Source organism: Pedobacter zeaxanthinifaciens (genome assembly GCF_003313335.1).
Taxonomy (GTDB): Bacteria; Bacteroidota; Bacteroidia; order Sphingobacteriales; family Sphingobacteriaceae; genus Pedobacter; species Pedobacter zeaxanthinifaciens.
On the sequence record NZ_QMHP01000012.1, the window covers coordinates 32,124 to 56,458 of the forward strand.

At 38.0% G+C, this 24,335-nt stretch carries 12 protein-coding genes; 1 reads left to right on the forward strand and 11 read right to left on the reverse strand.

The window, feature by feature from the left end:
• Positions 1–299: 299 nt before the first annotated feature.
• The gene (locus DUT68_RS16110) at positions 300–3,227 is read left to right on the forward strand and encodes an N-acetylmuramoyl-L-alanine amidase (RefSeq protein WP_113639254.1); all 2,928 of its coding nucleotides are present in this window, start codon (positions 300–302) and stop codon (positions 3,225–3,227) included.
• A gap of 121 nt (positions 3,228–3,348) precedes the next feature.
• Here the strand turns inward: DUT68_RS16110 and DUT68_RS16115 are convergent, their stop codons facing one another.
• The 11 genes from DUT68_RS16115 to DUT68_RS16165 form a co-directional block, all read right to left on the reverse strand.
• Entirely contained in the window at positions 3,349–4,650 is a 1,302-nt protein-coding gene (locus DUT68_RS16115) for an ATP-binding protein (protein ID WP_113639255.1), read from the reverse strand.
• A 110-nt stretch (positions 4,651–4,760) separates the two neighbouring features.
• Positions 4,761–6,077: a hypothetical protein gene (locus DUT68_RS16120; protein WP_113639256.1), complete on the reverse strand. Its 1,317-nt coding sequence runs from the start codon at positions 6,075–6,077 to the stop codon at positions 4,761–4,763.
• Between the two features lie 92 nt (positions 6,078–6,169).
• Entirely contained in the window at positions 6,170–8,563 is a 2,394-nt protein-coding gene (locus DUT68_RS16125; RefSeq protein ID WP_113639257.1) for a patatin-like phospholipase domain-containing protein, read from the reverse strand.
• An 89-nt stretch (positions 8,564–8,652) separates the two neighbouring features.
• Complete coding sequence (locus tag DUT68_RS16130; RefSeq protein ID WP_113639258.1) at positions 8,653–9,507, reverse strand: hypothetical protein; 855 nt, start codon at positions 9,505–9,507, stop codon at positions 8,653–8,655.
• Positions 9,507–10,340: a hypothetical protein gene (locus DUT68_RS16135; protein WP_113639259.1), complete on the reverse strand. Its 834-nt coding sequence runs from the start codon at positions 10,338–10,340 to the stop codon at positions 9,507–9,509. The genes DUT68_RS16130 and DUT68_RS16135 overlap by 1 nt, the downstream gene beginning before the upstream one ends.
• Entirely contained in the window at positions 10,337–11,140 is an 804-nt protein-coding gene (locus DUT68_RS16140; RefSeq protein ID WP_113639260.1) for a hypothetical protein, read from the reverse strand. Before DUT68_RS16140 ends, DUT68_RS16135 begins: the two co-directional genes overlap by 4 nt.
• Positions 11,141–12,859: a hypothetical protein gene (locus DUT68_RS16145; protein WP_113639261.1), complete on the reverse strand. Its 1,719-nt coding sequence runs from the start codon at positions 12,857–12,859 to the stop codon at positions 11,141–11,143. It abuts the gene before it with no gap.
• Between the two features lie 154 nt (positions 12,860–13,013).
• A complete protein-coding gene (locus tag DUT68_RS16150; protein WP_113639262.1) occupies positions 13,014–13,427 on the reverse strand; it encodes a hypothetical protein in 414 nt (137 codons plus the stop codon).
• An 88-nt stretch (positions 13,428–13,515) separates the two neighbouring features.
• Positions 13,516–14,664, reverse strand: coding sequence for a hypothetical protein (locus DUT68_RS16155; RefSeq protein WP_113639263.1), 1,149 nt, complete (start codon positions 14,662–14,664; stop codon positions 13,516–13,518).
• Positions 14,661–19,361: a tail fiber domain-containing protein gene (locus tag DUT68_RS16160; protein WP_113639264.1), complete on the reverse strand. Its 4,701-nt coding sequence runs from the start codon at positions 19,359–19,361 to the stop codon at positions 14,661–14,663. The genes DUT68_RS16155 and DUT68_RS16160 overlap by 4 nt, the downstream gene beginning before the upstream one ends.
• Before the next feature lie 19 nt (positions 19,362–19,380).
• The gene (locus tag DUT68_RS16165; RefSeq protein WP_113639265.1) at positions 19,381–24,318 is read right to left on the reverse strand and encodes a hypothetical protein; all 4,938 of its coding nucleotides are present in this window, start codon (positions 24,316–24,318) and stop codon (positions 19,381–19,383) included.
• Between the last annotated feature and the right edge of the window lie 17 nt (positions 24,319–24,335).

A 24,335-nucleotide genomic window follows, 5' to 3' on the forward strand; every position in this document is an offset into this window, starting at 1 on the left:
TGCTAACTAGCAATTTCAATGCTATACAAACCTATTAAAATCAGTCGTTTGTTATTTTTCCTAACACATAAATCTTCTGCTAAAGGGATCAAAATATCGACGATTACTGTTCAGACTGTAAACTATGAGTCTTATTTTTAGATGTGCGGTTTTTTACGTTACACACAATGTAAAACGGCATTAACTTGCAGTTTTAATTTATTATTCTTACACTTACACTATCAGACAGTTATCTATGAAGTTATTATTCTCTTTATGCATTCATTTACTATTAAACTCTTTATCAAAACATATTCAATATGAGACGAAAAATACCTTCTATTTTAAAAACTGTCGTTTTAATTTTAGCACTGTCGTATAGCGCCAAGGCACAAATCAAAAGAACCGACGAAGACTTGATTAAATTGGTAGATAAAAATTTAAGCTCACCAATAAAAAAAAGTGTCTATAAAAACGGTGACGTGTTTTTGCAAAGAAGTATGAATGACTTTCTTTCAAATACCAATCGCGAACGCCAAGCTGCGATACAAAAACAAAATCAATCAACTAAGCTCCAAGGCGTTGTCGTTGAGTATGATCATGAGGGCGAAGACCACGAACACCTTGCCGATATTTTAAATCGTCCGCATCCATCTGTAGCAACAACAGAAAAATACATCAATGACGCAGCAGCTGAATTTCGAGTACCTGCAATCATATTGAAAGCAGCCGCTCAAGTACAAAGTAATTGGGCACAAACGGGACCTTCTTTTTATGGCTCTTATGGGATGATGGGCTTGATAGAATCTGACAATATAAAACAAATTACACTTGCTGAAAGTTTGACGAATTTAAGTGCAGACGATATTAAAAATCAAGCCAAAGCAAATATTAGAGCCGCAGCCGCACTGTTAGCCTATTATCAAAAAGGCAAACCTGCATCAGGTAATTTAGTGGATTGGTTTGAAGCAACTAGAGATTTGACGGGTTTAAGCAACGAAGAAATGAAGACTTCACTAGCAACAAGTTTTTACAACGTGATCAAAAACGGAAGTAAAACGGTATCGCTTTGGAGAGAAATCATTCAAATTGATCCCCAATCGGTTAGTATTCCTGAATATAAAACCCAATCTGAAAGAAAAAATGAGCGTGTTGGAAATGTTGTTCAAGCAGGTACCGATTACCCAAATGCAATAAATAGAATGACTACTTGTAATTATGCTTCTGGGCGAAACGGCTATAAGGTTGATTATTATTTTGTTCATTATATGGCGACAGGAACTTATGCTGGTGCCATATCTTGGTTTAGTGATTGTACACGTACTTCACCATCTAGCGCCAATTATTGCATTCGAAATTCTGATGGTGAAATATCGCAGGTAGTGAGAGAAAGTGACAGAGCCTACGCACAGGGTGTAACTGGTTTTCCACAATGGAACGGTGCAGGCGTAAGTACAGAACATGAAGTTTTAGCGACCAACTTGGCGATGTGGGATAGCGAACCTATGCTAGTTGCTGCCGCAAACCTGGCTATAGATGTTTGTAATAGAAATAACATTCCAAGAGTAAGAAGAGCAGTTAATGGCGATCGAGGGATATACGGCCATAATGACGTTAAATCCACCGACTGCCCTAATTTGACGACCGCACGTTGGACAAATTTATTAAACAGAATTGCTGGCGGAATTGTAATCCCATCGGTTTCATTACCAACGCTTTATTATATTACAGGGACAGGAGGTTCAAATGTAGTAAATGCGGCATGGAAAGCCAATACTGAGCCTACCTTAAAAGGGTATCGTTTATATTATGCTTTAGATGATGATTTTAGTGGTTGGGCATTGGCTGCTGACGAATCTACGTTAACACCCACCACAACGAGTATCAGTTTAAGTCCGAATCAGTTTTTAGTGGTGCCTACAACAAGCGCAGTTCACTTTAAACTTACTGCGGTTGTTACCAATGGTGCTAATCCTGATGTTGAAAGTGCACCAAGCGATGTTTATAGTAGAACTGTAAATACTACCACAGGACCAAGGGTGCTTATTGTTGACGGATTTGACCGAATTAAAGATTATAAATCAGGATCGCATAATTTTTCTGCCATTTATTTTGAAACGCTACGAGATAACGCCACCCTTCGAATTAATTCTGCTGCCGACGAGATGATAGACGCAGGAACCATTTTACTAAGTGATTACGATATAGTGTTATGGTTTAGTGGTGATGAATCTAGCGCTGATAGGATTTTTAACGGAACAAATAAAACAAAAGTTAAAGCTTTTTTGGATAATGGTGGTAAACTGATCATTACAGGATCAGAAATTGCATACAACTTGGGCAGGTCAGGCGCAACTGAGTATGATTTAAGTTTTATGAATAACTATTTGAAGGCAAATTATGTTAGTGACGGGGTAATTACGGACACCCCTGTTTCAGGCGTAACCGGAGGTCCATTTGAAGGCGTGATACTCAATCTTGGAGAGAACTATCTAGCCACATACCCTGACAATATTAGCCCATTTGGAACTGCAACAACAATTTTAAATTACAATACTGCGGGACGTTTTGCGGGAACTGCCTACAAAGGTACATTTGGGTCGGGAACAACGCCTGGTGGGGTTATTTATCTTGGATTCCCATTGGAAACTGCATCTCAACCACAAATTACAGCTTTTATGGCAAAAGCATTGACCTATTTTCAGGTAACTTTGCCAGTTACACTACACAGCTATAATGCAACGCTGCAAAATACAGGAGCTGTTAAGTTGCAGTGGCAAACCGCTTCTGAAACTGATAATAAGGAATTTATCATTTCCCGATCGATGGATGGACAGCAGTTTAGCGCTATTGGTAAAGTTGTAAGTTCAGGAAATACAACAACCGGAAATAATTATGTTTTCTATGATAAGAAACCAGTTAACAGTATTAATTATTATCGATTAGAACAACAAGATTTTGATGGTAAAATAACAGACTTAGGGATACGAGACGTTAATGTCTCTTTAAAGGATAATAAAGTTGAAGTTTATCCAAATCCAACGCAAGATATCGTTAACGTTGCATTTGTAGCGGGTGTGTACAATCAAATACAGCTTATAGATATCAGCGGTAAAATATTAAAGCAAATCTCATTAGGGAGCTCAACAACGCAAACAACGATTAGCTTAAATAACCTAGCTTCAGGCACCTACTTATTAAAATTTAACGGTAACGTACCTTTAGTGAAAAGGATTGTAAAAAACTAGAGTTAATGATTTTTAAAGATACCGTAGGATAGCACCTACGGTATTTTTTTATCAGGCTTTTCGGTCAATTGAAAATTAAACTAACGTGTTTGAAATTTTCATAGCAAACAACTTTTTTTGATTAGCCATGTTTAGATATTGCCTTTGACAGCAACTCAAAACTTACTGTTTGATCTTTTGATGCTACTGTTTTAATTGCACAGTATCGCAATATATTATCGATTGATCGACCTGTCAACTCATACTTATCGGCAATTGCAGCCAAATCAATGTCAGTAGCTAATTTGAGCTTTCCGTTAAAAGCATTTTGCCACAAGCGCAGTCGTTGTTGGGCATTGGGTTTTGGAAAATGAATATAGTTTTGAAAATAACTTGGCAAGTTTTTTTCTATATTTTGCTGATCAACATTAATGGAAAGTATAGCTAAACCTGGGAAGTTCTGTAGCAGCTCTAAAAAAAGCAAATCGCCGTTTTCCGGAACTTCATCTTTAATTCTATTCAACATCGATTCCATATGCGCAAAATACAAAATAGCGTTACGTTGAGTAGCCAGCTTAAAAAGTTCTTTCAACTTTTTTACTGTATCTTCACCTTTGAGATGAAATATCTCACTGGAAACGAGGTACACGTTGCAAGCCAACTCTCGTCCTAAAGCTGCCGCCGCTAGTCTTTTACCGGTTCCTTCAGCACCGTAAAAGAGCACTCGATAACCAGGCTTAAGTTTTTGATGTAAATCCCAATCTTGCATTAGCGTTTGGCGATGGCGGTACCATTCTAAAATTTCAACTAGGTCATCGGCAGTGTTGGGTGTCAAACCTAAATCCTGCCAATTTAACGGTGTAACTAGCAAGTCGCCCAGTTGCTTCCCAATGATCTGATCAACAAGCTTACCAGTAAGAAAATAATTAAGCCAGTTGGTATTTAATGCAATTACAGCATTTAGTTTTGGTAGATGCTTAGCCATTTCTACAAATTGCAATACCTCCTTTGCTTGTAGCATGTGCTCTGGCTGTAGCAACTCAAAAACTTTTGTTGAAAGCACCGAATCTTTTACAGACAAAATGAAAAGAAATGTTTGGAAAGTCGGTAAAAAACCATTGTGGTGTGCATCTTTATATCCTCCAAATTCCGAAAAATTATTATCGATGATTGTATTTTTCGTCAAAAGAGCATCGAGCAGTTGTGGTTTTAAATTTGGCGCTATTGCTAATGCCAAAGCCAAGCGACTTTCGCTATCCAAGGAATGATTTAACACAAAACTTCCGTAAGCGCTTTGATTATCTAATGTAGGTGCTTGAATATCCTGCCAACAGTTTTGACTTTGATCCTGGTTGAAATAGCTCTGGAGCGTGCAGTTGATTACCTGTTCCAGCCAAGCAAGTTCTTCGTTCAGCGTTTTGAGGTTTAAATTGATTGATGACATGGATTTGAGTTAGTTAAGGCTAAGTTACATACTTGATCTTATTTTTCTATAACACGACAATAATTGCTAATGTAAATGGATAATTATCAATTTAACACGTATTGAATTACCTAGTAAGCCTTAATCTTACTGCTTGAAAAACCAAAATTTATTCCTGCGAGCGCAATGATGTTATTGGTTCCTGAAAAGTTTTTCCCGAAGGTAGAAGTGATGTAAAAGTTTTCGGAAATTTGATAACTTCCAACGGCGGCAAGCCTAAAATCTGAATACTTTTTCGCCGTAACATTAAGTCGTTGCAAGTATTCCAAGGAAATACAAAACTTATTGATATCATAGTTAAGTCTAGTTCCAAGATCTATTAAATTGGCATTGATGTTATAATCTTCAAATTTTTCGTTGTTAATGTACCTCGTTAATGCGGTAATGTAAAAATCGTCACCTTTTGGTCTAAAGTTAAAGGATAACCAAGCGGCCCATCGATTTAGCGTTAAATTATCGAATGAGTTTGTTGTTGAACCTCCGGCAAGAGCCGCAGCCATATCTATAGTGAAAACTGGCTTTTCAATTAAAGCTGCATATTGCTTTTGCAGTTCTTCAATCTTTTTTAAATCTAAATCTGCCAAGGCATTTTCTAATTCACCTTTTACCGCTTTTAATTTTGTGGTTTTGCTTTCTGGGTAAAACTGAAACAATCGAGTTCTTATACCACCGGCTAAATAATTCATTTCGTCAGATTTGGTGGAGGCGACTGATATTGAAAAGTTGTAGAGAATAGGAAATTTGTTTTCAAACATCATTTCGGCAGTCAATTTAGGATGCGATAAGAGCCAAAAAGGGGCCACCTCCATAGCACCTCCCGTACCTTGCAAAATACCTATTACATTTACACCAAAGCCTTGCGGCGTAGTTGGTCGTTGAATGGAAGAAGGCGTTTTATCCAGCAAAATAAATCCTGGAGACGACGGCGTTTCTAAATCTTGGAACTTAATTTCATTAGCTTTTTTTTGTGCCGATGAAAGTGTTGTGCTGAATGCAAACACTAAAAGCAACATCAGTAACTTTAGCAGGTAATTTCCTTTAAAGCTAGCAATTCCACCATCAGGGGCCTCCCCTTTATCAATTTTAGAAAAAATTAGTTCGTTATGTTGATTATAGAACTTAGTTGTTATCACACAGGTATTGGTGAAGGAATTTACATCTAAAACATTTGTTTCTACCTGAATGACCTTATCATTTAGCGTTACGGCTTTTGCCAGGAATGTTTTATTTGCTAAGTTTCCCTTGGCTAGCAATTTATCACCGAGTGTTACTTTGCTACCTCCAATTTGTCCGTTTCCAATTTCTATTGAAAGGTAAATTTCATTTTCATTGCCTGTTACATTTAGCTCCCTGGGAGTAGGCAGTAATTGATGTTCTTTAATATCCATTGTAGTTAATTTAGTGACGTTTTAACCAATTTTTGCAGGTTGACTTATAGTTTCGCAGTTGTCCACTTCGCTAGACTTTGCCTTACTACAAGCTATTTCTTAAACTTTAAAAAGGTATATCCCTTACTTGTAAGCAACTGCATCACATCTTCATTAGGATGCAAGATGTTTTTGACGTTAGTGGATACTTCTGCAATGCTTCTTTCTGAAAGCACCCAATTCATTGGAACTTCCTTGGACCTAAATGGCGCATCAATTGAAATTCCATCGAGATTTTTGACGAATTCTTTCAGCTCTTGTCTGGCTGTTTTAGTGCGACCCGCTCGAGTATTATAGGTCGCTAAAATTACTTCAGACAATTCATTAAGCCATTTAACTTCGGTTTTGTCGGTACTTTCATCTGGTGCAAACAACAGGGTGATTACCACGGGAGCTACCTCCTTACTAAGCGTTCGATCTGCATTGATATCCTTCAATAATTCCAACATGCTTGATGATCCCGTATTTTCTACGTAACCTCCATCAACAAAATGAAGCGTTTCATTAGCATTTTTAACGGCAGCGGCAGGCGAAAATAGAGGAAACCTAGAACTAAAGTTTAACGCAGTAGAGTAAGGTAAGTTATTAAGTTTTTGATCAAATAGATCTCGGTTTAAACCAAAACGCAACGTGCTAATTTGATGGTTTGAAATAATGCACTGCAAACCAGTTTCAACCTCCGTTGTGTTAATAATAAGCGTAGGCGAAATGTTTGTTGAACTATCTATAAACTTCGATTTATAGACATTTTTTTTGCTTTCAAATATATTTTCATAAGCATACTCCCAAGTTCTTTCAAGGGCTATCGCTCTATCAAAAATCTCCATTGGGTAAGGAATAAATAGATTGACGAACTCTCCAAATAACATCTTTCCAATTAATGGAGAAAGAGAATCGTTTGTAAAAAACTTCTTCGCTTTTTCTACTGTGTTGTCTCCTATTGGCAGCTTGTCCCTAAAAGCAATAGCATTGTAATACCCTAGGCCTACAGCGCCTCCAGACACACCAGACATCCCATACAATGAGTTCCTCAAATCAACGCTTTCTTTTGACTCCGCTAATGCCTTTTCGAAACTGGACAGGAAAATACCCGTATAAGCACCCGTTCTGAAAGCACCTCCTTCTGCACACACGAAAATTACAGGATATTTACTTTTTAGTGGCTTACCTTGCATCTTATACTTTGTTTTATAAGCAGTAAACCATGCTCTAAAATTTTCTTTAGCGGTTACCCTATTTGTAACCTGTTGCTTTGACACCCTTGCAGGATGATCACTATTGACATAAGACACTACAAGTAACAACAATAACAAGAAAAATCGAAGAGAAAAGAAACGCCAACTCCTGAAAACGGATTTATCGAGATAGAGCAACCCAATGTAAAGACCCGTATAGCAAGCAAAGGCCAAGCAAATTAAACCTGGCGCACCGAAAGCTCTAAAAAAGAAACAATCTGCGGGCAAAAATGCGACGAAAAATATAACAACTACACTTATCCAAAGAAGTTGTTTTACCTGCTTATGGAAACCATTGTAAAAACTCGATGGAATGTGGTAAACCCATTTATACAAATAGCTGGTTTGCGTTTCTACATATCCACTATTAATCAGCTCAAACTGTTCTGGCACCAGCCTACCCTTGGTAAATATCTTTTTATCCTGAGGCAAATTTTCTAATCCAGCTGACGAGCTATCGACCAACTGATTCAAAAAATCTTTATAGCTTTCCTTTGGAGAGGATTTAAAACCAGATGCCTTTGGAAATGTAAACGTAAAATCATTGTATATTCCGTATAATTTATTCAACCACGATTGCTCTAATGGCGGTAAAGAGCGTTTTCCCAAAATGGTGCGTTGAGGCTGATTTGGCCCATATTGACCAAACTTTGAGAAATACAGATAAATTACAAACGAAAAAAGTAAACCGACAATGAACACCGAACTTCCTAAATAAATTCCTCTTTCAACAATGGGAATAAATGTGGCCAAAAACATTAACCTAATGAGTTCTGTTAGTACAACAATAAACGGAAAAACCAGAAAAAAAGCTGCCAACATGCGTTGCACCGCTTTCCGCCAGCGTACGCGTTGTTCGCTAAGGTTAAGTCCGGAGTTATCTGAAATAGCTATTGCGTAGCGTACACCCAGTTCGGAAGCGTAGGCCCAACAACAAATACTTAACAACAAGCAAACAAATTGCTGAAATTGCCCTGAAATCATTTTTTCGATAACAAGAAGGAAAGCGTCTCGGCCCTGTGGAACAATTAACAGGCACAATCCAAAAACAAGCGAAGGAATAATCACAAAACCAATACTCAGAGATATCGATAAAAAATCGGCCACTAAAATCCTAAACGGAATACACCTAAAAGAGATCCGAATGTGGATGCTGAAATCTTCGAAGGTTGTTTTGATTGCTTGAATCAAAGAGGTTAAATAAAATTTCATATAGAGCGTTTGTTTCGATGGTTAATCGTGTTCTTCATAGGACTTGTGATACAGGTAGATAGATAAATGAAGTTACGAAATTTAGCTGACTATCTTATGGCGCTGATGTTTAGCTGAGCATTGAATTGTTCAATTGCTTTGAGAACTTTAAACAACTGGTTTTCGGTTAGCATTGGTTTAAAAATGCCGACACAATTTTGAACTATAGAAGTTGACTCTTCCGACTGCCATTGCGACATTCCTAAAAATATTCGTTGGTTGTCGTGTCCGAAAACAGTGTATCCATAATCTATATTTACTGCCCTATCAAATTGAATGTTTTTGGTATCAGCATTAGTAGTTCCAACATTAAATCCCAGGGCACCAATGTAACTTCCGTTTACATCGGTTCTTGATTTGGTGTAAGATGAGCCTCCCGTTTGCACATATAGTTGATTACTGTAATTTGTAATGCCCGGAGTACGTGTAGAGCCTAAATTCCTGATGCTCAAATACTGTCCATTTTTATTTATTAGATCTTTATTAGGATGACAATAAGTAATTATCGTAACATTATTAGATAGTCCACTATCCCATGTTAAACCAGTATCGGCTATGCCGTTTAAACCGCGTGGTAACGCTGCGAACGATCTAATTGGGACTGATATTGAACCACAGTACGCTGAAGCGCCTAAATCCAAATTTGGATTTAGCGAATTGATGTTTTTTTTGATCATATCGTTTGTCCCGCCTATCATTGGAAAAAAACAAACAATATTTTGATATACGCCCCAAGCTTTTAAACTTGTAATTAAATTATTTATGGCAGTTCTTGCCTGGGCTGCATTATATAATCCTGCAACATTCAGGTTCGAATCGTTATTTAAGCCGGCAGCATCAATAAAGTCTTCTGCATCTTTGTCAAAGCTCGATAACAATCGGTTATTGCTAATTCTTCCCCACATTAGATATTGTATTTAAGTTTAATATATGTTTGTAGCCTTTTCACCTCATTTTGAGAGAGTGTCCTTTTCCAATAAGCAAATTCATAAAGACGATTTTTACACTTACTCCCACTATTGGAAGATGAAATCACAACATTATTCGGATTCCCGGTGTTACTGCGCCCTCTAAAACCAAATGTTATGGGATAGTTTAGTGTAGATATATTACTCGAAGTAACCGTATTTACAGTCTCTTTGAGAAGAATATTATCAGAAGAAATTATTTTTGAACCGATTTGACCGTCAAATGTCCTAATATCAGAAAGAAAGCTTCTTTTATGCCTATCTGCATTGATAAATCGTATATCACCAGCAAATTGTGTTTCTACATTTCCTAAATGTGTCTGTCCGTTTATCGTTGAATAGTCATTACTAGTACTTACTGCACCAATTACAATACTACCAAAATTTGTACCTATGTCTCTAGATACGACACCGTAATTATTACTGTCAATTATGGTGATATTTGAAGCTACAATCAGGAAGGAAAATTTGTTCACACCAGCAATCCAATTATTGTCAGGTATAAATAATGCTTTTGACACACCTATACTCGGATCAATATCGATATATGGTTTATTATTTAATCCACCGTTTGCCCTAAATGTCGGTGGGAATATATTCACATTATCAACTATGGCATTAGCAACATTCCCAATTGAGCCCAAATTTGTAAAAACATTCACTCCTGCGTTATCCAAAGGTTGAGGGTTATCCAGCCCGTTAACATTTTCCGAATCCAGCCATACTTGTGGATTTGTGGAAGTTATATATTCTTGAAGTGCGTTCATCATGCCCTCCCTATTGACCTTTGTGCGATAAAAATGTCATGTGAAAATATTTTAGCATTATAATCACTCATGCCATTACCTACAGATGCAAAAGCACATCTATTGATTTCAAAGCTTCCTGCTGTCTTATTCGCTGTATTTCCTCCCGCAAATAAATATATTGTATTTGATACAGGATAGCTATAAGTATTATCAGAGTTGCTTTGAGCTATTATATTTGCATTATGATATAACTTATTTGAATTTATAGCATTTCTATTACCTAAAAACATACCTTGCCTCGTATACGTAGAAGAAGAAAAAGCGGCATTTGCATTTTCAGTGCCAATAATAGAATTAAAATTATTATTAAAGTTTGTTCTCAATAACAGAAATGTTGTTCCTGCAACGTAAGGTTGTGTCCCTAATCCTAGTAAAATTCTTGTTCCTCCTGTTATATTTTCATTACTATAATAAGATAAATGTGTGTTATTTAAAATTAGATTAGAGGAAGAAATATAAGTTTCCGCATATCCGGTAGTTCCGTTAGGTTTAACACCCAAAGCAGAATGAGTTAAACCACCAAAAAATGCTAATCTAAACGCTGAATCCAAATCTCTTGGATCAAGAAGATTAAATTGATGACTAAACGCAGTTCCACCAATAAATGGATAAACTGCGCCAATTGTAATACCTGATTTTACACAAGCTATATCAATCAATCGTAAATAATTCAAATTGGCCTTACTATTTTTAATGTTGCCTCCAACATCTGCGGCATCAACAAAATCTGATACCCTTTTTGAAAAAGTTAAACCAATCATTTACCACCTCCTTACTACATTATCATTTACCGCGAAATAAGTGAAGCTGCCGTCATCATGCATTTGACCTTTCAACATCACTTTATTGTTGGCAGGAGTAATGGTAGCCCTGTTGGATGTCCATGTGGCCGAAGAAATGGCGGATAAAATTTCACTGTCGTAAACCCAAAGTTCTCCAGCTTCTACAGTTGCGGATATATCTCCGTATTGATTGGCCAGTAAGAAATAGTTTCCAGTAGATTTTAACAGTTCGTTATTATAAGTTTTTAACAACCTATTAACGATGGTATTATCAACCAACTTAATCTCTCCATTGTTATTCCAAACATCACCGTTTATTGGCGCATTAACGTCAACTGCGGATGGTGTGAGGTTAAGTTGTGATTTTGCAGTAGTATTTGAACCTATTTTCAAAAATGAACTAGTTACGCCAGCTATGCCAATGCCAATACCAACAGTAAACTGCCATAGTGCGCTGATGTTATTTGCTATTGTTTTAAGGTAAGTCCAGTTTAGCGGAGTCAAATACTTATTTCCCGAAGTACCAGCTTGCGCCTCCACATCTGTTGCGGCAAGTTGCGCTGCCCTGCGTGATATTCTTATTGGTGTGGTATCGTTATAAAAGTAGTACCAATAGTTGGCGTCAGCGTAAAACTGCATTTGATATGCTCCAACAATAGCGCTGCCAGTATATACATCTGAGGCATTCCAATTACCAGCCGTGGTTAGCTGGCTAATAATTGTTGTATTGGTAATTACAGGTAAAGTAATTTCGTAAAAACTTTCTATTTCTTTAGCTGCCGAAAGTGACAGTACCCTATTTCCTGTTAAACTATTTAAGCTTGGTGCCTGCTGAAAACTTTTTTTGCCAAAGATATTCTCAGACACGTTTCCAGATTTGCGTACATAATCGTTTGCAACAGCGTCAATAGCTCTTGTTGATGTAAAATAGAGGTTACTGGTTCCTTCGGTAAGTTGGTCAGTATTATTTGCGCCGGAGCCCGGACTCCCCTCCACCCAAGTGTTATCATCTACATCCCAATTATAATTTTTTACATTGGAGCCTGTACCAGCATCAACCTGTGCATAATCACCAGCTTGCAAAGCCGGATTAAACACAGCACTTTGCAAAGCAGCCAACGAGGCGTACTTTCCCCTAAAATGTTGGTTGTAATCGGCAATATTTAATTTCAAGGCTAAAACGTCCGCTATTTTTTGCGGAATATCGACCCAAGCGGCATCGCCATTTACTACACTCTTTTTTTCTAAACTCTGACCGCTTGTACCACCGTTAATTACACCGTTAATAATTAAGTTTTTCAAATCCCCAAACGCTGTGATACCATCGCTAATTTTAAGCTGGGTCACCACATAAGACTCGCCATTAAATTCAGTGGCTACCAACATGGTATTTACCGGCTGGTTGCCAGTACCAAACACTTCATTCGGATCCCAATCTTCCAATGGCTTAATAATAAATGGATGCTTTTGATTTCCCTGATTAGGTATTCCGGCTAAAAATGCAGCATTTACAAAATTCGAATCGTTAACTAAGTCAGATGTATTTTTGGGCATCTCCTGATCGAAGTAGTCCCTCAACATCTTAATCAGCTCCCTTAACTTTATACCTTGTGTTTTATTTATTGTTTCAATAAAAGGGCCATCAGATTTTATTACGTCATTAATATAATCGTTAGATATTGGTGGGATTTGAGGCATAATTTAATTATTTAATGGTTACTATTTTACATCGGTAGTATAGCGCTATCCTGATAATCAGCAGATAGAATATTTGAGAACATATCTACTTATCAATAAGTCATATACTCATTTAGCATTAAACTGATAGATAAGCAGATATTGAATGTACCAACTAGCCGATAAGCTTAAAAAATACATCCAATCTTAAATTGCTAGAAACGTTATCGAACATGTCGAGATTAAACTCTGCATGCTCAATTTCGATTTCCTGATTTAATAATTCTTCAATTTCTTGGTTGAACTTTTCATAGTTTGGATTTTTCTCTCCATCATCATTTTTCACTTTAACTTCATATACATCCTGATTTTTTTCAGATGGCTGTCCGTACTGCTTCACTAATTCGTTAATTGTGTTGGCAATTTCTTTTGATTCTTTAGCAACGATAGCGGCCAATTTTGAAAGCCAATATTTTGTTTTGATGGCAATATTTTCGGTTAAAAGGCCATTAATTTGATAAGCTGCATTACCGTTCAATTCGATATCCAACATTTGGATTTCCCTTAATTTTAAGTTTGATTTTTTCATCCGTGTATTACTAGTTTGTTTAAATTATTATTTTAAAGCCAGTTCTTAAGCGCTAATAGACTTTTAGTAGACGGCATTAAATGTTCGATTAAATTTCAATTAAGATTAATTCCCAGCCCGAGTAGCTGAAGCCGTAAGGTTCAATGGTAGGTATGTCTGGACTGTTATATAAGTCGGCCGGAAAAGTACTTGTTTTACTTCCAATTTTTTCGGTATTTCCTATAGTTATTACATCACCATAATCATCGGTGTATAATTGCGTATAGTTATTAAAATATTGATATATGGTAGCGTAAATAGTGATATTTGAGCTAAGCGGTTCGCTGATGTTGAGTTTAATTTGTGAGTAAACGATATCAATATATTGTCTCACGTCCCAAGGATCACTCGGCGGTGCGTACTCGTAAGGCTCAGTTACATCCCAATCAAGTACTTGGCCAGCAAAGATTAATACAACATAGTCTACTCCGAGAATTTTACCCGAAGCATTGGTAATGATGATTTTATCAATACTTTGATCATCAGCTGCAGAAAAGTATGCATATGACCCAGGTTCAAAATAACTCCAACAGCCATCCCAAAAAATAAAAACTTGTGAATTTACAGCCCACCCGCCCAATTCCTGCACGGTGAATACTTCACTTGCATACGGGTTATTATCAGGATTTCCTTTATATGGATAATGCTTCACATCGAATTTTGGAATATCTACCAAATTGGAATCTCTGCCGTACGCTGTCTTATATAAAATCGTAGGATTTGCTATCCATTTTTCGGTAACCTGTCCTGAAGCTACATTAAATGTAATCCAAGAGCTGTACGTTGCAGACCAAACTGACCAAAAGCCATTAGATAAATTTACCGTCCCCGCAGCATTTGCATACACCGCATCCCCCACTGAAATATCGTTTAGACTTTTGAGTGAATATAAATTGATGGGGGCGTCGCATAGCATTTCGCGAATTGTAGAAATCCATCTATTTGATGCATCGTAGTACGACTGATATGCTATCAAAACCGGACCGCTAGCGATAATTGCAGATTTTACGACAAAATCGGTGCCTGAACCGCTACTAATTGTTACATTAACTAAAGCCTCAATTTGTGCTTTAGCCAAAAAATTATTGACAGCAGGTATGCTTTGGCCAGCTTTCAAAGAAAAGATTGCATTATTTACAGCATCTTGTAAATTGTTGCCAGTTACAAAATCATTAGCTCCTAAACCTGCCCAGCTCATTGCCTAGTAAGTGCCTCCAGTTCACTAACTCTTTGTTTTAACCTTGCCACTTCTAGCATCAGCAGTTCTTCTTTGTTAAGCGTTTTGTGATCCTCTGTTCCCATGATAAGATGTGGAGTAATTTTTTCAACTTCTTGCGCAATGTAGCCCCAGTGTTGCCTGTCCCCCTCATCAATATGGTTCCAGGTAAATTGATGAATCAACAAGGAATCTAGCGCTCTTAAGTTGAAGTCAAAAGACTTGATATCCTTAAATCTTTTATCCGATGTTCCGGCTCCGCCTATAGCAGTTAAATAGCCGTTAAATGTAGCGTTTCCATTATTCGATATAGATGCAACATTGCTGTTAGCTTTAAATACCCAACCTCTACCCGAGTCGCCAGACATTGTTAAGTAAGTTGCATAATCACCATTTACAGAACCATGAGTACCCCAAGCTGCTGTTTGAGCAAATGCTATTTTATAAGCACTACCTGGGCCTCCGTATAAAGAAAGCCCTCTTCCGTCAGCAGCAGTAGAGTTTATAGCTAAATCTTGTGCCGCTTGAATACTTGAGTCAGCAATAATCCCTGTAGTTCCAGATACAAAAAGTCCTTTATCATTGTAAGTTCTTACCCAAGTAGAATCTATCATATAGATACCACCACCGTGAGTGGAGCTAAACCAACCAGTGCTGCCAGAGCTTCTAAACCAGTTTGGTGAATTAAATGAATCTGCGTAAACGTATCCAATACTATCTACTCTTAGTTTCCAGCTTGCATCATTGGTTAAAAACCCTATATCGCCAACACTATTCACATGTAAGTAGCCGCTTGATACAGATCCATTAGTCGTAAGTTGTAAATAAAGAGTGTTTGTATTTGTACCCATCCTAAAAGTACTACTGTCAATCCCCTCTAATGCTATGCCGTGAGTAGCCCACCAAATACCACCACTACCAGATGTACGCAAATAGTCGGTAATGTTTACAGACCCAGCTACACCACTATCGTAGCCTGCTGTAATTCTACCACCTTGTAATGCTCCAGTTGTAGATATGCCTCCATTTCCAGTTGTAATGCCATTCCCAGTCCAAATTAGCGTACCGCCTCCATTCATATATAGTGATGCTCCATAAGTACCCGGGAAATGGAATCCAACACCTGGATTTGTTCCTTGTATTTCTACATGTGCATTAGTCCAATCATTACCATTCCCACCAGATTTGATAGCAAGTAACCTACCATTTGTGATAACTTGATCTCCAACATTTATACTTCCATTTGGCACAAAAACATCAACAGTGCTACCATTTTTTAAAACACCTAAACCTGCCACTGACTCAACATCATCTACCGCATAGATATACTTTGTTTCTGCAGCTGCGTTGTAAAAGCTTAAACCACCATTAGCAATGAAAATACCAGACGAATAGTGCGTACCGCTAAAACGTCCATCACCTTGAACATCTAGTGTGTAGTTTGCTGTAGTTCGACCAATAGCTACAGATCCTCCGTTTGGATTTATTATGAGATTGAAAGGAGTTCCATCTGTTCTAATCGACTGCATCCAAGATCCGTAATTTCCACCACTAGAAAGCTGACCAAAAGCAACACCTACATCAACACCACGTAAATGTGCGCTTGCTTGATTCAATGTTGGACTATCTGTTTGCAAGCCAGCATACCCCCTAAAAAAGGACGATTCTATAGCTCCTGCTACGTGTAGTTTGGCAGATGGCGTAAGTGTTCCAATGCCAACGTTACCGTTAACCAAAATCCTAACTTTTTCATCATCATTTACAGCAAATACTAGAGGGGTACTTGTTACAGTTTTTAAACTCCCTATGCCTGCGCTACCGTCCACTGAAAATACCATTCTGTGTGCAGCTGTTGCGTCTGTTGAAATAATTCCTCCACCTCTTCCTCCTCTAACTTCTAAATTCGCACCATAACCATAAACAGAATAATCTATAGGAGAGATTGTTCCTACTCCTATATTTCCATCTTCTTTTATAATTAAATTAGTTGTTGCGTTATTTGAACTCCCACTTTTCTTAGTCAAAAATCTCATTTCTGAGCCTACTGTCCCGTCAGCATTTGCGACAATATCAGTTGTTTTAGTAAAAGGACCCCCCGCAACACTTTGATAAGAACTTATTTCAACGTTCGCATCTGAATTATAAGTTCTGTAAGCAGTAAGACCCGGGGTATATGCTTTTAAATTCTTTGAAGTAATTGAACCGTCAACACTAACATTATTCCCAAAACTAGCGCCGTTAGTCGTAGTATTACCTCTATCTGTTACGCTTTGTAAATCATATCCTCCGCTAGTTGGCAGCCCCAAATATCTTCTCACGTCTTCCGGGTTGGCGTGCCGTACTACTTGGTCACTACCTGTTGCTAATATTGCACCTACACTTGTTACAGTGCTATATAAATCTGCTTGTCTGCTTCCCCAATAATTGGCATTTGCCGCACTTCCATTAATATTCAAATCCCAAGTTCTTGCAAAGCCGTCGTTCACTATTTCTTTCCAAGCATTCCAAGTTGCGGTATCTCCATTTCGATTTCTAAAAGCAAGCCTATTTCCGCCATATTCTCCATTCAATTGAATACCATAACCACCATTACCAAAATGCGCTAAAGCACCATTATAAGGCGCATTATTTGCATAACTAAATGATGATGTGTTTTCGGCTACCGTATCTGCATTTGAGCCGGGATGACCACCCGCAAAGCCTATTGACCTATGGTAATAAGTTGCAGCTATACCACCTAAAAAATTAGCATTATCGGCGGTTCCGGATATGTTGTTATTCAAGGCAGAGCCGTTATTTAAGCCTAACCATGTCTGTATTCTAGCCGAATTAAATGGCCTTACAAATCCTACCGTATTATCGTATCCGGCAATCCAAGCTAATCCAGAAACATCTCCTTGCACTGAAAAACCCGCTAATTCTCCACCCCACCTATCCGCCACGCTAGCACTTGCAGCTGTTCCTGATATGTTGTTATTCAAGGCCGAGCCATCATTTATATTTACATAGCTTTTTAACTGTTCAGAGGAAAAATATGCAATCTTTCCGTTGGCACTATCCAGACCCAGCAATAAACCTAGTATAGAGCCTAATCCAGCGGTAGACAGCTCCTTGCCGTTCCATTTATCAGCGCTTCCGCTGATGTTGTTGTTTAGAGTTGAACCGTTGTCTAAGCCTAATGCAGAGAGATAAGTTGGTCTCCAATCTGAATTATTATAGTCAAATGCCAATATTAACGGCGTACCTATATTAGCGTTGGTTGCATCTGTGTAAGATTGTCCATTCCATTTTTCAGCGCTTCCATTGATGCTATTGTTTAAAGTTGAACCGTTGTTTATCCCTAAAGATTCACTTACTTGACCTAACGAACTATAACCTGCATTTGTTGCGGTATCGTTTAATGTAATAAAATAAGGTGTACTAGCGATGTTACCTGCCGTAAAAGGAGTATTGTTCCATAGTAATGCGCTTCCGTTAATATTTATGCTGTAAACGCCATTATCATTACTAACTACATTAGTCGGTATCTGACTTACCAAAGCCAATACACCAGATGTAGACGGTAAACTAACCGTATTATTAACTCCAACCGCCTGGCCTTGCAAACTTGTGTAGCCTGCGCCACCAAATTTAAAGTTAATGTAACTGCTTCCAAATTGTGTGATGTAATTTCCAGAGGAACCAGAAAACTGCATTCCATCGCCCCTTAAATAGCCATTATATGTATTTCCGGCAGTTGAAAAATTTAACTGATTGTTATTTTGCAACTGCATACCTGCATTAAAAATATGTAGGCCTGCCCAAGTTTTTTGTCCTGTTATTGCTGATTGTGCACTATCAGTAGTCACATAGTTGCTCGGAATTTCGGATTTCAAGGCATACCTCACATCACCGTAACTTTGTAACCTTGCTGTATTGAAATACAGGTTTGTTAAGCCTTCGGGCAACTCATCGGTTGTAGTAGCACCACTTCCATAGCCACCAATAACCCATCCATCATTCTCATCCCAGTTATAAGTTTTCACCAATACACCAGCACCTTCATCAACCTGAGCATAATCACCTATGCTTGCAATAGGAAGTGCGGTTTGCAAAGCCTCCAAACTGGTGTACTTGCCTTTAAAATACTCATTATAGTCTGCTGCGTTTAGCTTTAGCGCAAGTGCATCTGCTATTTTTTGAGGTATGTCAACCCATGTAGCATCGCCATCTACTCCAGATTGTTTTTCCAAAGTTTGTCCTTCTGTACCGCCCTTAATTACACCTTCCCCAATTAAATTTTTTAAATCCTTAAAGGCAGTAATCCCATCACTAATTTTAATTTGCACCACCTCCTGAACACCGTTCGTTTCTTGAGTGGCCACAAGCATAGTATTAATCGGCTGGTTGCCAACACCATATACTTCATCAGCATCCCAATCTACCAAAGGTTTGATCACAAAAGGCTTCTTTTGACCATTTTGTACCGGCAACCCTGCCAATAAATCCGCGTTTACGAAGTTGGCATCATTAGTAAGCTCAGAAGTCTTTTTAGGGATTTCCTGCTTAAAGTAGTCACGTAGTAATTTGATCAGTTCTCTTAGCTTTACACCCTGAGTTTTATTTCTGCCCTCTACGTAAGGTCCGGCAGATTTGATGACTTCATCAATATAGTCATCGGTAATAGGAGGAATTGACATAATGTGATCAGTTAATAGGTTAAACCGTTAATTCGTTATCTAAAATATTTAATCGTCCTGCTGAGTTAGCTACCTGCACTTTAAAGCGGTGATAAATCCTGTCACCATCCTCATCGGTTGTTGGCAAAACACCCAGCTGGAAAGTCATTAGTTGGTTACTTGCAGGAGGCTGTACGTTGTATACTTGCTCCCAATTTGCCCTACTATTCTGTTTAAATAGATAATAGGTTCCATCAAAAGTGGTAGGCTCCCATAGTAAACTGTTGGAAGGCTCGTCATAAATCAATTCAGGTGCATCTGGACTAAATACATCAACCAACTTTACTGAAACCACAGCACTTGGTTGGGAAAGCACTTCCTCCAGCTCATCATATTCATTAATGATTGTTCTCACCGCAGCTACGCTATAGTACACAGTTTTACCTAAGGGTACAGATGGCAGGTCGGAAAAATCGTCCTCGAAAACATACGACGTTTCTACATCGTTATCCACTGGAACATCAAACAATTGATCCATTTGAGCAATAGATACTGATGCTTGTTCGTCTGTAGTTCTAAACAAACGTAATTGCTCAAACTGTTCAACCACAGGAAGCGTTGTAACTTCAAAACTAACCGCTGGTGTGTCTATGGTTGAAAATGAAGTAGAAAATTGGTAGTCACTGATGATTGGGACAAAGCTGGTTTCTGTGTTTAGTACTTCAACCGGGCCAAGGAACTCGCTAATTGGCCCAATGTTCAATTGGCTATTGATTTCCGCACTGGTGTAGAAATAAAAATCTCTAGAAAATGCGCTTAGGAAATAATCTGTAATCCTTATATAGCTTACACTAAGGTCATCTGTTTTTTGGTAGCTACGAACGGTTGGAAATGGGTTAAATCTAGGATCTGTTGGGTTCAGCAAGTCTCCGTTTGCATCTCTAATTACCGGCAAATCATTACTAGTTTGAACGCCCGTTTTTAGGTACTTAAGTATTGGAGGCTGCTCAGTTAATGGAAGTAAAGTAGCCAAAACTGTACTTTCCAATTTAGCCTTTTTTTGCTCAATGGTGTCTTCAGGTAAAAATAGGCCCGCTTTGTTAGGTGTAGGAAATCCATAAGGTTCAGGTAAAGCATCGTAAACTTGGAAAGTAAAATTATCGCTATCAACAAAATCTAAATTAACCAAATCCAAATAACGCTGACCAAAGTATAAATCAGTGGTAAGTGATTGCAACTCCGTTAGGATATCTCGTACCGTGTTTTCATTGTACAAAGCGTTAAGTACATTGATATTTGATGTACGATAAAACATAAACCCGAAAGGCTTTCTAGCTGATGGAAAGCGTACATCAAATGTAAACGCAGCCTGTTTAGTGGCGTCAGGCCTCACTTTTAAACTTGGAGCAATTGGCTTTTCTAATTCCTGCGGTTCGTAAATATTTCTAGCTAATAAAACTGAAGGTAAGCCTATCGGCGAAAAAAATACAGGATGTTGCGCATTTATAGCTTGCACCGACATCAAACTACGCTTATCATTATCATCTGCTGGCGGCATGATATACCCAGCATTGAAGTTGTAATCGGGCGATGGTTCCGAAAACAAATAAGCTTTATAACCCGGATGGTAATTAACGTTAATCAAATCATCATCATCAACCGAAATTTGTATTGGCTGATCTGCATACCCTGCGTCATAAACGTAAAACTTCAAAGGGTTGCTTTCCAGTACCAAAGTTACCTGCAACAGTTTTTTTTCTGTGCTATCGGCCACGTTAAGCCTTACCATTCCTTTATACCATTCCACATGAGCTTGATGCAGTTGTCCTGGTTCATTTTTGGCAGGATTACTACTATCAAATGGAATGTTGATTTGAGGATGTGGACTAAGTGAGGCTGTATCGTAGGTGATTTCGTAAAATCCTTCGAAACCGTTCTCGTATGTAACCAGTTCCTTAATTACTGCTGGCGCATTAATACCACCGATCCAGTATTTCGTATCAATGCTTTCTCCGGTATCAACCTCGATAACAGGGTTGGTGGCACTGGCAAAGCTAAGCAGTTCAACTGTTTCTTGGAGCGCAGTCCAGTTCGCTATGTTTGAAAGATTTTCAACCATTGAAAAACGGGCACCCATGGCCGGAATGGTGTAGTTTTTATACGAGCCAAAAAGGAGCTCATCCTCTCTGTCGTCGGTTCTTTCTTTAACAAAGATCTTCTCAATAGTAATACGCGGCAAATTATTGGCCTCGTTAATTACCTCGATTACTTTAAATTGTCCTTCTTGGGTTGATAGCACACTCCCCGTAAACCTTGCCAAATCTTCATTTGCGATGGTAGGCATTTTCTCAGCGCCATTACCCATTAACAGTTGGTATCCGCCGGTAAATAACATCAACTGATCATCATTCCCTGCAACCGGGCGCATATCTGTAATTACACCTACAACTTCAAGCTGCAAGCCAGGTTTAAACAGCAGCTTAGCAGTATTGGCTCTAAATAAATTACTTAGCGTTTGTTGATTGATAACTTCTAAACCAGATACGTCAATCATATCAACCCAGTTAAAGGTAACACGAGTTAACTCCGTATCCTGATTAGGAAATTGAGTCATACGACTCTTTAACCAGCTTTGCTCCTGAGTTGTGGTAAATATCAGCTCGTCTTCCTTTTGTATGTATTGCACACTTACATCGGTTGGCGCAAACAACAAATTTTTAGATTGAAAAACGGTTTCATCTGTACTTGTTTCATCACTTTGAAGCGATGGCCTAGAAAACCAATTGATGCCATAGATAGCATAATGGTGTATACCTTCATTTTTTTCGAAGTGTACAAATAAACTTACCGGATCATCTGGCAGTGGGTTTACTTCCGGAATACCATCAGAAAAACTATCATCGTAAGCGTAGTACACATCGCCCATTACCTCATCTAAAGTTGAAGTTATTTCTGGCTTAACGTAGCTACTTTCTCCTTCAGCTCTATATTCTACGCCGTAATATACCGGCTTAGGATGTTGAAAAAAGTTCTCATTGATTTCAACATTTGATGTAGAGAAAAAATCAAAATCAACTTGCTCGCTATAAAATAATTCCCTACCTAGACTAACTACCCTTACGTTTTCACGTTTACCATATCCATTTTCGTCAAACATAAACGAAGCGCTATCCACTACAGGCAGGCGATAGCTTACTGGCCTCATCACCGGAATTGCAGGAAGCAAAGTATCCTGTTTTGAGGTTGGCAAACTCAAATAAACGTAATTGGTACGTGCTGGGGAGCTTAAGCTTTTTTTATTTTGATAAAAAAGTTTATAAACAAACTTCTGCTCGCTACTTGAGGTTACCGGAGTATCAATATGTCCTAATCCAAGCATCCTTGCAATATGATAATCAAGCGCTTGCATTTGGATTACATCTAGCAGACTAATCTTTTGTGCTTCTTTTTCTTCATCACCGTCTATGTAAATGTCATACAATGCTCGGGGATTAGTTTCACTAAGGGTTAAATACTGTGATACCAATTGCCCAATTGATTGATCAAACTGATCAGGGCTGTCGGCAAACCATTTGTCAATGTAATTACTAGCTCTAACTTTGGTTCCGCCATTATATTGTGGCCACAAATTATCAATTGGATAAGCGGTGCTTTCTAGGCGATTTTTAACTTCATTTTCATTTAAACTAAGTGCAAAATTTGAACCTACCAATTCCCAATTGGCCTGTATTCTCGTTAGCTGAAAGTCATGATAAGTTTCGAAACTTACTTTATCTAGAGCAACGCCTGCCGGCTTTTTGCAACGAAGTAGATTTAAGTTATCACCCACCAAGTTAGCTACAGCAGCACTGTTGTCTATCACGGTAGTTTGCTTTACACTTTCCTTGATGCTATCATGATAGCAAAGTGCCTCAGTTTTAATATAAGCAGGTGTGGAACTACTTTGACTGGAGAAGTTTAAATTGAAATGGAAAAAGGTTTTATTTAGCACAGTTATTTCAATGATCCCATCGTAAGCGCTTAAAAAACCAAAACTGTTGTTGTTTGGGTTAATGGTGCTGGCTAAATCATAATACTTAGCCGTATCTGGAAAATAAATTCTTAACTGATTACTAACATAGGCATTGTTTACCACCTGATTTATGCTGTATGTCCAATATCTTTTTTGAGAATTTACTACCGGACGACTTTGCTGAAAGTCTATCTCTACTTTTGCCAATTCGTCATAAGGTGTCCTGTAAATTTGTACAAAATCATTAGGTTGATTAAAACCTTTGTTATTGCTAGGATTAGTAAAATAATTTCCTTTTGGTAAGTGATTATTGGCCAACTCGTTGGTGAAAGTCCACCTTAAATGAAAACCTTCAGCTACGTTTTCTCCATCTGATCCGGCAACTTGCAAAAATACACCAGTAGAATTGTTGAAGATGTTGAGATTTGATGTTTCACAAGGATTAATATCTAGCTCTGCCAATAAAGCTTTCAGGGCATTAAAAGCATCTAAAAACGACATCAAAGAAGCATCTATTAATGCTCTTTCGTAGTCACTTAACTCGCTACTACGTGAACATAGCTCTCTAAAAATATTAAGTATGGTTTGAAAAACCGCTACGTAATCTTCATAGTTGCCGTCCATGTAGCCAGTCCAAAAATCCAGTTCAAGGAAATTTTGTTCAAAAAAATCACCTGATATATTTGCGGTAGAGAAACCAACCCAAAAATCAAGTTCCTCAAAATCTAATTCACTATAGTCGCCGGTAATATTTATTTCGGGAAAGCCTTCTTCCCCATTAAGAATTCCGAAAATGGTAATTACTCTTAAATACAGCTTACGTAAAATATCTCGATCTAATCGAGTAATACTCTCTTTAACCTGCGGATATCCCTCATATTCACCATTTTTATCAGCTAGCTGAATTGCTAACAAACAATCGGTAATATGGCTATAATCTGAACAGAAGGCGTTATTATTTGGCATATAAATTTGTTTTAGAG

Excerpts from the sequence above, each read along its gene's own strand:
- DUT68_RS16135 (WP_113639259.1), bottom strand. The coding sequence starts at position 10,340 with ATGATGAACGCACTTCAAGAATATATAACTTCCACAAATCCACAAGTA.
- DUT68_RS16150 (WP_113639262.1), bottom strand. The coding sequence starts at position 13,427 with ATGAAAAAATCAAACTTAAAATTAAGGGAAATCCAAATGTTGGATATC.
- DUT68_RS16125 (WP_113639257.1), bottom strand. The coding sequence starts at position 8,563 with ATGAAATTTTATTTAACCTCTTTGATTCAAGCAATCAAAACAACCTTC.
- DUT68_RS16145 (WP_113639261.1), bottom strand. The coding sequence starts at position 12,859 with ATGCCTCAAATCCCACCAATATCTAACGATTATATTAATGACGTAATA.
- DUT68_RS16160 (WP_113639264.1), bottom strand. The coding sequence starts at position 19,361 with ATGTCAATTCCTCCTATTACCGATGACTATATTGATGAAGTCATCAAA.
- DUT68_RS16165 (WP_113639265.1), bottom strand. The coding sequence starts at position 24,318 with ATGCCAAATAATAACGCCTTCTGTTCAGATTATAGCCATATTACCGAT.
- DUT68_RS16120 (WP_113639256.1), bottom strand. The coding sequence starts at position 6,077 with ATGGATATTAAAGAACATCAATTACTGCCTACTCCCAGGGAGCTAAAT.
- DUT68_RS16140 (WP_113639260.1), bottom strand. The coding sequence starts at position 11,140 with ATGATTGGTTTAACTTTTTCAAAAAGGGTATCAGATTTTGTTGATGCC.
- DUT68_RS16155 (WP_113639263.1), bottom strand. The coding sequence starts at position 14,664 with ATGAGCTGGGCAGGTTTAGGAGCTAATGATTTTGTAACTGGCAACAAT.
- DUT68_RS16130 (WP_113639258.1), bottom strand. The coding sequence starts at position 9,507 with ATGTGGGGAAGAATTAGCAATAACCGATTGTTATCGAGCTTTGACAAA.
- DUT68_RS16115 (WP_113639255.1), bottom strand. The coding sequence starts at position 4,650 with ATGTCATCAATCAATTTAAACCTCAAAACGCTGAACGAAGAACTTGCT.
- DUT68_RS16110 (WP_113639254.1), top strand. The coding sequence starts at position 300 with ATGAGACGAAAAATACCTTCTATTTTAAAAACTGTCGTTTTAATTTTA.